Genomic DNA, 13581 nt, shown 5'->3' on the forward strand with positions numbered 1-13581 from the left:
GGAACGACGCGCTGGCGTTTGCTTATGTTCAGAAGAGGTGACAGGCGACCTGCCGTCCCGGCGCGATCTCTTTCGTGGCGGGCATGCTTTCTCGGCACGCCGCGATAGCGCGCGGGCAGCGGGTGTGGAACGGACAGCCCGAGGGCGGGTTGGCCGGTGACGGGATCTCGCCCGCGATGCGCGGCGGCTTCACCCGGTTCGCCGGGTCCGGGATGGGGGAGCTTTGCCGCAACAGCACCGTGTAGGGGTGCGCGGGATCATCCATGATCTCCTGCGTCGGCCCGCTTTCCACCACATGGCCCAGGTACATCACGCAGGTCGTGTCGCAGAAGTGCCGGATCACGCCAAGGTCATGTGACACGAAGAGGAAGGACAGCGTCCGCTTTTCGCGCAGGTCGTCCAGCAGCCGCAGGATCTGCGCCTGAACCGATACGTCCAGCGCGGAGACCGGTTCATCCGCCACCACCAGGTCCGGTTCCAGCACAAGCGCACGCGCGATGCCGATCCGCTGGCGCTGCCCGCCCGAAAATTCGTGCGGGAAGCGGCCCATCGCATCGCGCGGCAGCCCGACTTCGGACAGGATCGCCTCGGCCCGGGCTCGGCGATCAGCCGAATCCCCGATGCCATGCACTTTAAGCGGCTCTTCCAGCGTCTTGCGGATACTCCGGCGGCTGTTCAACGAGGCATAGGGGTCCTGGAAGATGAACTGCATGCGTTGGCGCAGGCGGCGCATTTCGGCCGGCGAGGCAGAAGCCACATCGATGCCGTCGAAGGTGACGCGGCCGGCGGTCGGTTCCTCCAGCCGCAGGATGGCGCGGGAAGCGGTGGACTTGCCGCAGCCGGATTCCCCTACCAGCCCGACGCTGGAACCGGGAGCGACCGAAAGGCTGACGTTTTCAACCGCGCGCACCGTACGGGCCTTGCCACCCAGGAACCCGCCCCCGATGGTGAAGTGCTTTTTCAGACCCTCGACTTTCAGACCGCTCATGCTGCTACCTCCGCCTTCGCGCGCAGGATGCAGCGCGCCTGGTGATCGGAGCCACCTGCCCCGCTGACAGGCCCGAGAGCCGGGTGACGGCCGCACTCCGGCCGGGCGTAGCCGCAGCGCGGCGCGAAGTGGCAGCCTGCAGGCCGCGCGGTGATTGAGGGCACCGAACCGGGGATAGGCTCCAGCGTGTCGGCCCGCCGGTCCACACGCGGCATCGCCCGCAGGAGTGCCTCCGTGTAGGGATGGGCCGGGTTCGCGAAGAGCTGCTCGCAGTCCGCCGTCTCGACGATTTCGCCTGCGTACATCACTGCGACGCGGTCCGCGATCTGCGCCACGACACCGAGGTTGTGGGTGATGAAGATCACCCCCATGCCGCGCTCGCGCTTCAGATCATCCAGCAGGGTCAGCACCTGGTGCTGCACCGTCACGTCCAGCGCGGTAGTGGGTTCATCGGCCAGCAACACCTTCGGGCGACAGGCCAGCGCGATGGCGATCATCGCCCGCTGTCGCATCCCGCCCGAGAACTGGTGCGGATATTCGGTGATCCGCCGGCCCGGGTCAGGCACGCGCACTTCGTCCAGCAGATCACGCGCTTCCTTCAGCGCCGCGCCATGGCTCATGCCACGGTGGATCGTCAGGACCTCGGCAATCTGGTCACCCACGGTCATCGTGGGGTTCAGCGATGTCATCGGCTCCTGGAAGATCATCGCGATCTCGTTGCCGCGGATCTGGGCCATCTGCCGTTCGGACAGCTTTGCCAGGTCGCGTCCTTCGAAAAGGATTTCGCCGCGACCGATCCGGGCGCCCGCCTGCGGCAGCAGCCGCAGCGCCGACAGCGCGGTGACGCTCTTGCCTGAGCCGCTTTCGCCCACCACGGCCAAGGTTTCATTGGCGGCAAGCGACAGGTCCACATCCTGGATGGCGGCATGCCAGCGGCCGTTCACCCGGAATTCCGTGGTCAGGCCGTGAATGTCGAGAAGAGCAGTCATGACTCACCTTTCAGTTTCGGGTCGATGGCGTCTCGCAGGGCGTCACCCAGGATGTTTAGCGCCAGCACGGTCAGCAGGATCGCCAGAGACGGGAAGACCACCAGCCACCAGGACGACAGGATGTTCTCGAAGCCTTCGCGGATCATCCCGCCCCAAGTGGCAGTCGGCGGCTGCACCCCCAGGCCGATGAAGGACAGCGAGGCTTCGGTGCGGATCGCGCTGGCCATCCAGAGCGAGGCGACGACGACGATGTCAGACAGGATGTTGGGCAGGATATGCACGCCCATGATCCGCAGGGGAGAGAAGCCGAGCGCCCGGCCCGCTTCCACGTATTCCTTCCGCTTGGCCGAGATAGTCGGCGCTCGGGCGATGCGCACGAAAGGCGCGGTTTCGGTAATCGCGATGGCGATGATCAGGTTTTCCAGGCTCGCCCCCAGCATCGCCGCGACCATGAGGCCCAGCAGCAGTGTCGGGAAGGACAGCATCACGTCGACAATGCCCATGATCACCTGGTCGACCATGCCGCCGACATAGCCCGCGAAGATCCCGATGGCAGAGCCCACCGTCATCGCGATCAGCACCGACAGGAACCCCACGGCGAGCGAGATGCGGGTGCCGTACAGCAGGCGCGAGAGCACATCGCGTCCATAGCTGTCGGTGCCAAGCCAGAATTCCGGCGACGGACCTTCCAGGCGATGCAGAATGTTCTGTTGCAGCGGATCATGCGGCGCCAGAAGCGGCGCGAATATCGCCGAGAGCAGGATCAGCGCCAACAGCCCGACACCCACCCAGGACAGGCGATTGCGGTTCAGGGTCTGCAGCACGACATTGGGTTTGCGGACGGGGATGGTTTCAGTCACGGCGGTCATCAGGAATAGCTCACTCTGGGATCGACGACCGCGTAGATCAGGTCGGTCAGGATGTTCACGAGGATCACGAAGCTGGCGAAGATCACCATCAGCCCCTGCAGCAGCGTGTAATCACGTGCCTGCAATGCACCCAGGATCAGCTTGCCCAGGCCCGGACGGGTGAAGACCATTTCCACCAGCACCGAATTGCCGATCAGCGTGCCGAAGTAGAGGCCGACAACAGTGACCACGGGGATGAGCGCGTTGCGCAGACCGTGCCGCATAATCAGGCGACGCGGCGGCACGCCCTTGGCGCGGGCGGTGCGGATGTAATCCTCCCCCAACACGTTCAGCATCGACGAGCGCGTCACGCGGGTGATGTAGGCCGTCATGATCAGGCCAAGGTTCAGCGCCGGGAGAGTCAGGTTGCGGATATGATCCCCGAAGCTGTCGGACGCGGTCGACATGACCGGGAACCAGCGCAGGTAGACCGCGAAGGCCAGCAGCATCAGAATACCAGACACGAAGCCCGGGAAGGAAAGGCCGGTCAGCGACAGGATCCGCGACAGGTAGTCCGGCCAGGCATTGCGGCGCAGCGCCGCCACCATGCCAAGCGGCAGACCGAAGATGGCACCGATGATGACCGCCGCCGCTGTCAGCTCCAGCGTATAGGGCAGCACGCGGGCGACCTCTTCCAGCACCGGCCGCCCGCTGCTCATTGAGACGCCGAAGTTGCCGCCCAGCATGTCCCGCAGGAAAGCCAGATACTGCACGCCAATCGGCTGATCGAGCCCCAGCTTGGCGCGCAGCGCCGCCAGCGACGCTTCGCTTGCCTGGTCGCCCAGCATGGCCATGGCCGCATCGCCCGGCACCAACCGGACCAGTACGAAGACCATGGTCAACATGGCCAGAAGTGTCGGGATCGCGGCCAGCAATCTCCTTAAGATGTATCTTGTCATGCGGCTTTCCTGTTGGTTGCCAGCCGGCCCGGATCAAAGGCCGACAGTTCGGTTCTTGTACGCCCGGTCTCTGCCAGGTCTGCGATCACCCGTCCGACGGACGGGACCAATTGGAATCCGTGCCCGGAGAATCCGAAGACATGAATCAGCCCCGGGGCCCGACGGGACGGTCCTATGACGGGCAGCAGGTCGGCGGTGGCCGCCTCCATGCCGGCCCAGGCCCGGACAAGGCGCAGGTCCGCGACCCAGGGGAAGAGGGCCAGGGTCGTGGACATGGCCCCCGAAAGCGCGCCGAAGTCCACCGAGGCCGAACCACCGCCGGGGCGCAGCCGTCCTTGGACCCCACCGCCGATCAAAAAAGTGCCATCCGCGGTCTGCTTGAACGACAGCTTGCGGTTCTGCGCCGAGATGACCGGGCCAAGGCAGGGTTCGCAGCGCTCGGTCACGATCATCATCGAATTCTTGATGCCAACGTCCAGCGGATCGCCGGCCAACTTGGCGATCTGGCGCCCCCAGGCTCCGGCGGCATTGACGACCGTAGGGGCGACATGGGTGATGCCGCCCGCCACGACGGTCCAGCGCGTTTCTTCACGGGCCAGCCAGGTGACGGTGTGGTTTTCAAGGATCTCCACGCCGGCGTCTAGGCAGGCCGCGCGAAAGGCCCGGATGGTGCGATGCGGGTCGGCAGAGCCATCGCGCGCGACATAGGCCGCGCCAAGCGCGCCGGGCTGCATGACCGGCACCAGTTCAGCCAGGCGCTCCGGGCCGATCCAGCACTCGTGGTGCATCCCCAGGGCCTCCAGCCGCGCGATACGGGCCTTGATCCGGGCCTCGGCATCCGCATCCATGGCCACCTGCACCTGTCCCCCCGCGTGAAAGCCGCAGTCGTCGCCCACGAGGGTTGTCATGTCCTCCCACTGGGCCTGGGCCTCAAGGCTCAGCGGCAACTCTTCTACTGCACGATTGAGGCTGCGCACGCCGGCAGCCGTCGCGCCCGAGGCATGACGCCCGGTGAAGGCGCCCTCCAGCAGGACCACGCGCAGCCCGCGCCGGGCAGATTGCAGCGCCGCAGAGAGCCCATGCAGCCCGCCACCGATCACGATGAGGTCGGTGCGTGCCTTCATGTCTTGGCCTTCCCGAGGGACGCCAGTTCGCCCAGCGTCACGGGCTTCAACGGCGGGCGGATGTTGTGGAAGCCAACCTCGGCGCGCGGGAGGTCATGCGCCTCGGCGATCAGCCGCGCGACAGTATAGCCACACTGGCGGCCCTGGCAGGGCCCCATGCCGGCGCGGGTTTCGGCCTTCACCCGGTTGGGATCTGCCGCGCCACGGCGGGCTGCGGCGCGGATCTGGCCCGCGGTCAGCTCCTCGCAGCGGCAAACGATGGTGTCGTCGCTGATCTTGCCCTCGGGCGCGGGATAGAGGCTATCGAGCAGCGGCCGCGCAGCGCGTGCCTTCGACAGCGCGCGATCGCCCGCCGCCCGGGCTTGCCGCGCCTTTGTGTCCTCCAGAACACCCAGCGACCGGGCAATGCCGATGGCTGCCAGCGTCCCCTTGGCCAGCGCCGCCTTGGCCCCGTCGATCCCCGCCGCGTCGCCCGCGACGAACAGCCCGCTGCGCGTGGTTTCCCCCCAGGCATCCAGCACGGGCCGCAGCGATTTCTGCGTGTCGGACCAGGCGTGCTCACACTGCAGGGAAAGGGTCGGGTGAACCGAAGGCACCAATCCCTCGTGGATCAGCAGCACCCCTGCGGCGGCCGATTTCTCGCCTTCGGGGGTCTGCCAGCGGATACGTTCGAGGCGCTCGCCGCCCTCGGCGCGAAGCTGCGTGACCCCGGTTTCGCGGCGCAGCCCCGACAGCCGCATCCCGGCCTGCCAGCCCAGACCCTTTACCAGGCTCTTCCAGTCGCGCAGGGCACCGTTCAGATGCGGCAGCCCCCGGCGCAGCGTGTCGCGCGGGGCGGTATCGAGAAAGCCTTCGATCTGGCCGCCCAGCTTGCGGAGCTGGTGGGCGTAAAGCAAAGGCAACGGGCCCGCGCCACAAATCCAGACCGGTCCTTCAGGCAGCAGACCGCCGGATTTCAGAAGGATCTGGGCCGCGCCAACGGTCATCACACCGGGGCGGGTCCAGCCCGGGAAGGGCACGGGCCGCTCCTGTGCGCCGATGGCCAGAAGGACGCGCCGCGCCTCGATGACCTCGGCCTGACCCTCGCGGGTCACGAAGACCTGCCAGCTTTGCGCGATGGCCTCCTTGCCGCTTTCCTCGATCTGCCACACCCGTGACAGGGGGCGGTAATCGGTCCCGGAGGCCCGGAAGGAACGGGCAACGTCGGCCCCTTGGCGGTACTCGGCGCCCAGCCCCTGCGCCAGGTGCGATCCGGGTTGGCAATTGCGCTCGACCCCGCGCCAGATCTGGCCACCGGGAGTGGGCTGTTCATCCAGCACGACAACGGACAGGTCGCGCGCGCGAAGATCACAGGCGGCCTGCATCCCGGCGGGGCCGGCCCCGATGATGGCAACGTCGAAGATCATCATCCCACCACCTTCCTCGCGCCCATCTGACGGGCAATGGTCATGCCTTCGCGCACCGGCACGAGGCAGCTTTGCGTCGATCCCTTGCCGTCGATCTCGGCCAGGCAATCGAAGCAACAGCCCATCATGCAGAAGGGCGCGCGCGGACTTTCGCTGACCGGGGTGATGCGCGCGGACCCGAGATGGCGCAACAGTACGCTGGCCGCAGTCTCTCCGTCGCGTGCCTCGACCGGCTGCCCTTCGACGAACACGGTCACGGTTGGCCCAGTCGGGCGGTCAGGCAGGGGTCGAAACATGGAAACGGTCCTCTGAGAAGTGACGGGTATCGCCGGTCAAAGCACCGGCAAGGATCTGTTCGGCCAACCGCTCGGCATGCACGGCGGCCAGGGTGACGCCGGAATGGCAACTGACGGTCCAGAGGCCGGGATAGTCCTCGGGCTGGGTGTAGAGCGGCCCGCCGTCGGGCGAGAGGACCCGCAGCCCCGACCATTGCCGCACGATGCGCGCACCCGCGAGGGCGGGCAGGATGCGCAGGGCGCGCTCTGCCAGCAGTGTCGCGGAGGCCTGGGTCGTGCCCGTGTCCAGGCCGACATCTTCGTGCGTGGCCCCGATCATCACGGTGCCATCCGCCGTCTGACGCAACCCGCTGCAGGGCATGGGCAACATCGGCGCTATCCGTTCAGTGACCAGCAACTGCCCGCGCTGCGGACGCAGCGGCAGGTCGATCCCCAAAGGCGCGACGATGCCTGAGGTGGCCAGCCCTGCCGCCACGATCACCTTCGGCGCCCGCAGCGTCGCACCGTCGGGGCCGGTCAGCTCGTAGCCCTGTCCGGTGGTACGCAAGGTCCGGACCGGCCAGTCCCAAAGGATCTCTCCGCCAAGTTCCAACAGGCCCTGCTGCAGCGCCGCCAGAAGCTTGAGCGGGTTCACGTGACCGTCGCTGGTGCCATAGCTGGCGCCCGCGACGTCAGGCCCCAGGCGGGCATCGGGCAGCCGGGCCTGAAGCGCGTCCCGGTCCAGCATCTCCACACCCTCTGGCAAGGCACCGCCGCCGATCTTCTCCAGCAACAACTGGCGGTCCTTCAATGCCTGCTGGGAAAGGACAAAGGCCAGCCCCCCGGGATTCTGGTAATCCAGACCAATGCCGCTGCATTGCTCCAGCGCATCGCGGAACCCCGGCCACAGCGCCGCGCTTTCGGCCGTCCAGCGGGCATAGGCGGGCAGGTTCCCACCCTTGCCCTGCACCCAGACCAGGCCGAAATTTGCCCGCGCCGCGCGAAAGTCGCGCGCGCCGCCATCCACCACGCAGACCGATTGCCCGCGCTTCTGCAACCCGTAAGCAAGAGAGACGCCTACGGTGCCTGCTCCGATCACAATGTAGTCTGGCTGTGCCACGCTGGATTACCTCGCTTGTTGTTGATTTTTATCCAAATCGAAGAGTAGAAAGTCAAAATCGAAAAGTTGGACGCAATATTCTGATAGGTTATACCAATGCGCGAACCCAGCCTCAGACAGTTCGAAGCCCTCATGGCCGTGGTCGAGGCCGGCAGCGTCAGTCGTGCCGCGGAACGGCTGTCAATCTCGCAGCCTGCAACCAGCAAGCTGATCGCAACGCTCGAAGACGACACCGAAATGCAGCTCTTCGACCGTGCCAGCGGCCGGCTGGTCGCCACGGAACAGGGGATGCGCCTTTACCACGAGGCCAACCGGGTCTTTGGCGGCGTGGGCCAGCTGATCCGCGCTGTCGAAGCCATCCGGCGTGAAAATCGTGGGCAACTGCGCGTCGGCGTCATGCCGGGCCTGTCGGGCGGGTTCATCGTGCGTGCGGTCCGGGCCTTCCGGGAGCGCTTCCCCGACGCCTTCATCTCTGTCGATACGCGCAGTTCGCAATTCCTGGCGGATTGGATGGTATCTGGCCGGCTGGACGTGGCGATCCTGGTGACGCGGCTGGATCACCCCACGATATCCACACGGCCGGTGCATTCCAAACCGATGGTTTGCCTGCTCCCCATCGGGCATCCGCTTGCCGCGAAGGCGAGGATCACCCCCAAAGACCTGGACGGAGAGCCCTTCATCGCCTTTGCCCGCGCAAGCCTGACGCGCAACCGGGTCGATGCAGTCTTTGAACGGGCCGGCCTTCGGCCCGATATCCGGATTGAGGCCGCCACTGCCCCGAACGTCTGCGAATTCGTCGCCGGCGGCATGGGGGTGACGCTGGTCGATCCGCTGGTATCGGAAGGCGTCAAAGGCCGGGTCGAGATGCGCCCCTTCGACCCGGCGACCAGCTTCGAGTTCCACACCAGCTGGCCGTCGCACAGCCGCAACTCGAAGCTGGTCAGCGCCTTCGTCGAAGAGGTCACCCGAGCTGCCGCGATTTCTGCTTGGGAAGAAGACAGCTATCAGTTCTGAGCAAACGTCAAGACGGCGCCCAAGAGGGCGCCGTCTGTAAGTTCCCGAAAAGTATTGGAAGCCCTGCTCACTCCGCAAGCGCGGTGTTTTCGGTGATCGAGGGCGCCAGGTTCAGGTTGCCCGTCAGCTCGTACCCGTAGTCCAGCTTGTCGCTGCGCGCCCAGACCTGCATCAGGCTGAACAGAGGGACGGCACAGACGTCATCGTGGATCAGCTTCTGCGCCTCGGCCCAGAGCTGCATCTGCGTTTCCGGATTGGTCTCAACACGCGCCGCGTCGATCTGCGCGTCCGCCACTTTGCAATGCGAGAAGTTGGTCACGGCTGTGGGCGTGCCGACGATCGCCTGCGAATGGTAGAATTGGCTCAGGTAGCTGTCGGCCACGGGGAAGCGCGCGGCACCGTAGAAGACCAAGTCGCTCAGGTCCTGACGTATCTGCTGGTGATAGGTCGGGTGATCGACGACGTTCATCTCCATCTTGATGCCGGCCTGGGCCAGCTGCGCCTGGATCACTTCCATGATCGGCTTCTGCGACGAGCTGGAGGAAACGACCGCGGTCAGCGTGATCCCGTCGGGGAAGCCCGCCTCTGCCAGCAGTGACTTGGCCAGCTCCGGGTCATGGCTGTAGATGCCTGCATCGCAGCTCTCGCCAAGGTAGCCCGAGGGCACCGCAGAGCAGCCGCGCGGACCGACATCTTCCCCCACGAAGGCCGAGATCTCGTCCACGTTGATGGCATGAGCCACGGCTTTGCGAACGTTGATGTTGTCCAGTGGCGCATGCGTTTCGTTCAGATAGAGGGTGCGGTATTCGCCGGGCGCGAAGATATCGACAATTATGTTCTCGTTGCGGCTGACTTGGTCGACCCAACGCTGTTCGCGCTTGCCGTAGATCAAGTCCAGCTCGCCAGACATCAAGGCAAGTTCACGGCTGGAGTCTGAAGGGATTATCTGCAAGCGGATACCGTCCAGCTCGGGCGCGCCGCGGTAGTAATCGGGGTTCGCCACCAGATCGACGTGCTGCTGGGTCACGGCCTCTTGGAACTCGAACGGGCCGGTGCCGACGGGATCACCATTGAACGCATCGCCCTTTTCCTCGGCGGCCTTGCGGCTGACGACCATGCCACCGTGGTAGTTGGCGACCAGACCAAGGAAGCCCGGAACCGGCGCGCTGAGCTTGATCTGAACGGTTTCCGCATCAAGCGCCTCGACGCTCTCGAAGGCGGCGTAGTCATTCGCGAAGGACGACCGTTCCGGATCGGCCGCTCGTTCTAGGGAATAGACGACGTCCTCGGCGGTCAATGGGCCGTAGCCCCGCTGGAACTCTACACCGTCGCGCAGGTGGAACGTCCAAGTCAGCCCGTCTTCGGAAGTTTCCCAGCTGGTCGCCAGGTCCGGCTCGATGGAAGCCGGGTCGGCACTGCCCGGTGCGAACCGTACCAGACCGTTGAACATCCAGCCCGCCAGCGCGACATCGGTGGTCGCGGTCGCACGATGCGGATCGAGGTTGGTGGCATCCATGTTGATACCAACATTCAGCGTGGCGGCAATCGCGGCCGCACTGGTCATCGACACCCCAGAAGCCACGGCCATTCCCAGGATGCGCCTCAGATTTGTCACTGTGTTTCCAGTCATGATCGTTTCCCTGTTGTTTTGATATGGCCGACTATGGGAACCCATCCTTATGTCGTCAAAATCGAAAATATTCGACCCATATTCCATCAGGTTATACGCATGCAAATCCAGCGACCTCCCCTCAAGGCGTGTCGCAGATATGGGCGAGGAGGACTCACTTGCGAGTTCTGGCTGTTCGGCAGGTTCTCATGGTCGAAGATTGACGCCCCCTGCCAACATACGATGAAAGGCGCGGAATACGCCAAGTCCTCCATAGCCCCGCGACCCGCAGGCTAGAGAGTACGAGCACGCAGTTGGGGCGCCAACTTGCGGCTGCCAGCTTGAGGGCTCCGATCGAGGGACTGTAACTTCGGCGCTTTTCTGACGGTCCAGCGATGCGCCCCGCAGGAACGATGTCCTTCCTCGCGTAGACCTGCATTCTCGGTGCAGCACGACCCACTGCCGTGTCCGTGGACAAAGAGCCGGCTTTCGCCTCGAGCAGCATGAATAACTGCGACCCCGGGGAGTGAACCGCACCGACTTAAGCCCTGCTTTTTCATAAGCAACCTTGTGTAATCAGGCGGATGCAGGCCATGCTGTCTCAACGCCCAGAAAGATATGTCGGTTGCCTAATGCAGATCTCTTCAATTCTCGAATATATCGACAAAGGCCACATGGCCCTGCCGGAATTCCAGCGTGGCTATGTCTGGGGGCGTGAACAAGTCCGCGGTCTTTTCCAATCGCTGTACAGAGGGCATCCTGTTGGCAGTCTTTTGGTCTGGGCGACCGACGCATCAACGGCCACCCATCGTGGAGACGGCCAACTGGCACCCGGTGTCGTGAAGCTGCTCCTGGACGGACAACAGCGGATCACCTCGCTCTATGGCGTGATCCGTGGCAAGCCGCCACGCTTCTTCGATGGAAACGCCAAGGCCTTCACCGACCTGAGGTTCAACCTCGAGACCGAGGAATTCGCGTTCTTCCAGCCGATCAAGATGGGGGACGACCCGCTTTGGATCGACGTGACCCAGGTCCTGCAGAAGGGGAACGCGGGGATCGGTGCCTTCGTGGCCACCCTGAGCCAGAACCCGGATACCCAAGCGAAGGTCGGCGACTACATCGGCCGCCTGAACCAGCTGCTGGGCATTCGTGAAAAGAACTTTCACATAGAAGAGGTCACTGGTCCGGACAAGACGCTGGACGTCGTCGTCGACATCTTCAATCGCGTGAACAGCGGCGGCACCAAACTATCGAAGGGCGATCTGGCCTTGGCGAAGATTTGCGCGGACTGGCCGGAAGCCCGCAATACGATGAAGTTCAGCATCGGCCGCTGGCGTTCAGAAGGCTATGACTTCACGCTAGATTGGCTGCTCCGGTCCGTGAACACGATCCTGACCGGAGAGGCGAAATTCCTCTACCTTCACAGCCAAGATGCTGGTGACATCGCAGACGCTCTGAAACGCGCCGTGAAGCATATCGACAGCAGCCTGAACATGATCGGCGGTCGCCTTGGCCTCGATCATAACCGTGTCCTGTTCTCGAAGTTCGCCATTCCCGTAATGGTGCGCTTCCTCGACACCCATGGCGGCAAGCTAGACGAGAAGACCCGTGACAAACTCCTCTTCTGGTTCGTCCAAACCGGCATGTGGGGGCGTTTCTCGGGATCCGTGGAAAGCTTCATCGACAAGGATCTCGGCATTCTCGACCAGAGCGGGGGCGACCTGGACAAGCTGATTGGCGAACTCCGGCTCGCACAGGGCGGACTGCGCGTTGAACCAGGGCATTTCCATTCGTGGAGCGTTGGTGCGCGTTTCTATCCCGTCCTGTACATGCTGACGCGGATGACCGAGGCGCGCGACTGGGGCACCGGCCTTCCGTTGAAGAACAATCTTCTCGGGAAAATGAGCCGGTTGGAAGTTCACCACATCTTCCCCCGCGCCCGCCTCTATGATGCCAAATATGCGCGATCTGAAGTTAACGCGCTGGCCAACTTCTGCTTCCTCACCAAGGATACCAACCTCTCGATCTCGGATCGTCACCCCGAAGAGTACTTCCCAGAGATCGAGGCGGCGCACCCCGGCGCCCTTCAATCGCAGTGGATCCCGCAGGACCCCGAGCTTTGGAAGATCGATAAGTACCGCGACTTCATCGAAGCCCGGAAGGAACTCTTGGCCGACGCTGCCAATGAATGCCTCGCCTCTCTGCTTCATGGCGACACCGCGATCCTGGAAGGATCGCGCTCGGCCAGATTGACCGACAAGGTTCTTCTCGGCGGCATCGCCAGCGAAGAGGAAGCCAATGAACTGGAAGCCTTGAACGACTGGGTGGCGCAGCAAGGCTTCGCGCAAGGCGAGATGTCCTTCGACTTCGTTGATGCCGAAACCGGCGAACAACGTGCGATCCTCGACCTAGTCTGGCCGAATGGTGTCCAGACTGAATTGTCCGAACCCGTCGCTGTTCTCTTGGGCGAGAGCGCGGAGTTGATCTCACTCGCAAGCTCCGCCGGGTATCGGTGTTTCACCTCGACGCGCGAGTTCAAGTCCTACGTCAACCGCCTTTCGGCATCCGGACAGGGCATCGCAGCGGAATAGAGAGACGCGGGTCACTCGTTCGGCCGTGTGGAAGGAGCCTTCATGGCAAATCAGATCGCTCGACTGCGCGTGGAGCTCTTGCATATCGAGCCAACCATATGGCGGCGGGTCGAGGTCAGCCTGACCACGAACCTACGCGCCCTCCATGAGCTCATCCAGGGCGTAATGCCTTGGGAGAATTACCACCTCTATCAGTTCACGGTCGGGGAGCGTGACTACGGGGAACCCAGTCCGGAGGATGCGGCATGGGGCCACAAGGTCTACCATGCCAAGAACATGCGCCTGGAAACTTTGGTAGGGCGCGGCGTAGCAGAGTTCAAATACACCTACGATTTCGGTGACAACTGGCAGCATCGCGTCGTCATCGAACATGTCGGAGTCGCGGATCCAGACGTCGACTATCCCCTCTATCTGGGTGGCGAGCTCACCGCGCCGCCGGAAGATGTCGGTGGCCCGCCCGGTTTCGTCGATTTCGTGGAAGCCATGGGCAATAGCCGCCACCCGGCGCACAAGGACATGATCCGTTGGTACGGGCGCCCCTTCAATCCAAGGGACTTCGGTGAGTCAGCAGTTGCCACGACCGTCCGCGACATCGCGGCCAAGAGGAAAGTGGCAATGCTGGCGTTCGAGCGGAGTCGCCAGACGAGATAGGGTGAGC

General features: G+C 64.1%; 12 protein-coding genes. 3 read left to right on the forward strand and 9 right to left on the reverse strand.

Features of this window, described 5'->3' with window-relative positions; genetic code table 11:
* Positions 1–28 precede the first annotated feature (28 nt).
* From G0D83_RS20885 to G0D83_RS20920, 8 genes are read right to left on the reverse strand one after another with little or no spacing between them, the layout of a single operon-like run.
* Complete coding sequence (locus tag G0D83_RS20885) at positions 29–988, reverse strand: ABC transporter ATP-binding protein (RefSeq protein WP_164196638.1); 960 nt, start codon at positions 986–988, stop codon at positions 29–31.
* Positions 985–1977, reverse strand: a complete 993-nt coding sequence (locus tag G0D83_RS20890) for an ABC transporter ATP-binding protein (protein WP_164196639.1) — start codon at positions 1975–1977, stop codon at positions 985–987. Before G0D83_RS20890 ends, G0D83_RS20885 begins: the two co-directional genes overlap by 4 nt.
* Positions 1974–2846 carry an ABC transporter permease gene (locus G0D83_RS20895; protein WP_108969686.1) on the reverse strand — a complete coding sequence of 291 codons (873 nt, stop codon included), beginning with the start codon at positions 2844–2846 and terminating at the stop codon, positions 1974–1976. Before G0D83_RS20895 ends, G0D83_RS20890 begins: the two co-directional genes overlap by 4 nt.
* Positions 2846–3784, reverse strand: coding sequence for an ABC transporter permease (locus G0D83_RS20900; protein WP_164196640.1), 939 nt, complete (start codon positions 3782–3784; stop codon positions 2846–2848). The genes G0D83_RS20895 and G0D83_RS20900 overlap by 1 nt, the downstream gene beginning before the upstream one ends.
* Complete coding sequence (locus G0D83_RS20905) at positions 3781–4908, reverse strand: FAD-binding oxidoreductase (RefSeq protein WP_164196641.1); 1128 nt, start codon at positions 4906–4908, stop codon at positions 3781–3783. Before G0D83_RS20905 ends, G0D83_RS20900 begins: the two co-directional genes overlap by 4 nt.
* Positions 4905–6317 (reverse strand): FAD/NAD(P)-binding oxidoreductase, encoded by a 1413-nt coding sequence (locus tag G0D83_RS20910; protein WP_235958155.1) that lies wholly within the window; start codon positions 6315–6317, stop codon positions 4905–4907. The genes G0D83_RS20905 and G0D83_RS20910 overlap by 4 nt, the downstream gene beginning before the upstream one ends.
* Positions 6314–6571, reverse strand: coding sequence for a (2Fe-2S)-binding protein (locus tag G0D83_RS20915; protein ID WP_222476316.1), 258 nt, complete (start codon positions 6569–6571; stop codon positions 6314–6316). Before G0D83_RS20915 ends, G0D83_RS20910 begins: the two co-directional genes overlap by 4 nt.
* A gap of 19 nt (positions 6572–6590) precedes the next feature.
* Positions 6591–7709, reverse strand: a complete 1119-nt coding sequence (locus G0D83_RS20920) for an FAD-dependent oxidoreductase (protein ID WP_164196642.1) — start codon at positions 7707–7709, stop codon at positions 6591–6593.
* 96 nt (positions 7710–7805) lie between these two features.
* Between G0D83_RS20920 and G0D83_RS20925 the strand changes: the two genes are divergently transcribed.
* On the forward strand, positions 7806–8723 hold the full coding sequence (locus G0D83_RS20925; protein WP_164196643.1) for a LysR family transcriptional regulator: 918 nt from the start codon (positions 7806–7808) through the stop codon (positions 8721–8723).
* A 67-nt stretch (positions 8724–8790) separates the two neighbouring features.
* On the opposite strand, the gene G0D83_RS20930 is transcribed toward G0D83_RS20925, so the two are convergent.
* On the reverse strand, positions 8791–10353 hold the full coding sequence (locus G0D83_RS20930) for an ABC transporter substrate-binding protein (protein ID WP_235958159.1): 1563 nt from the start codon (positions 10351–10353) through the stop codon (positions 8791–8793).
* 572 nt (positions 10354–10925) lie between these two features.
* Between G0D83_RS20930 and G0D83_RS20935 the strand changes: the two genes are divergently transcribed.
* Both G0D83_RS20935 and G0D83_RS20940 read left to right on the forward strand, forming a co-directional pair.
* The gene (locus G0D83_RS20935; protein WP_235958160.1) at positions 10926–12923 is read left to right on the forward strand and encodes a DUF262 domain-containing protein; all 1998 of its coding nucleotides are present in this window, start codon (positions 10926–10928) and stop codon (positions 12921–12923) included.
* 42 nt (positions 12924–12965) lie between these two features.
* A complete protein-coding gene (locus tag G0D83_RS20940; RefSeq protein ID WP_164196644.1) occupies positions 12966–13574 on the forward strand; it encodes a plasmid pRiA4b ORF-3 family protein in 609 nt (202 codons plus the stop codon).
* Positions 13575–13581: the final 7 nt, after the last annotated feature.

This window comes from Salipiger sp. PrR003, from assembly GCF_010500785.1.
Lineage (GTDB): Bacteria > Pseudomonadota > Alphaproteobacteria > Rhodobacterales > Rhodobacteraceae > Salipiger > Salipiger pacificus_A.

Coding starts and splice junctions, on each gene's coding strand:
- G0D83_RS20910 (WP_235958155.1), bottom strand. CDS start 6,317: ATGATGATCTTCGACGTTGCCATCATCGGGGCCGGCCCCGCCGGGATG.
- G0D83_RS20930 (WP_235958159.1), bottom strand. CDS start 10,353: ATGACTGGAAACACAGTGACAAATCTGAGGCGCATCCTGGGAATGGCC.
- G0D83_RS20935 (WP_235958160.1), top strand. CDS start 10,926: ATGCTGTCTCAACGCCCAGAAAGATATGTCGGTTGCCTAATGCAGATC.
- G0D83_RS20940 (WP_164196644.1), top strand. CDS start 12,966: ATGGCAAATCAGATCGCTCGACTGCGCGTGGAGCTCTTGCATATCGAG.
- G0D83_RS20890 (WP_164196639.1), bottom strand. CDS start 1,977: ATGACTGCTCTTCTCGACATTCACGGCCTGACCACGGAATTCCGGGTG.
- G0D83_RS20885 (WP_164196638.1), bottom strand. CDS start 988: ATGAGCGGTCTGAAAGTCGAGGGTCTGAAAAAGCACTTCACCATCGGG.
- G0D83_RS20905 (WP_164196641.1), bottom strand. CDS start 4,908: ATGAAGGCACGCACCGACCTCATCGTGATCGGTGGCGGGCTGCATGGG.
- G0D83_RS20925 (WP_164196643.1), top strand. CDS start 7,806: ATGCGCGAACCCAGCCTCAGACAGTTCGAAGCCCTCATGGCCGTGGTC.
- G0D83_RS20895 (WP_108969686.1), bottom strand. CDS start 2,846: ATGACCGCCGTGACTGAAACCATCCCCGTCCGCAAACCCAATGTCGTG.
- G0D83_RS20900 (WP_164196640.1), bottom strand. CDS start 3,784: ATGACAAGATACATCTTAAGGAGATTGCTGGCCGCGATCCCGACACTT.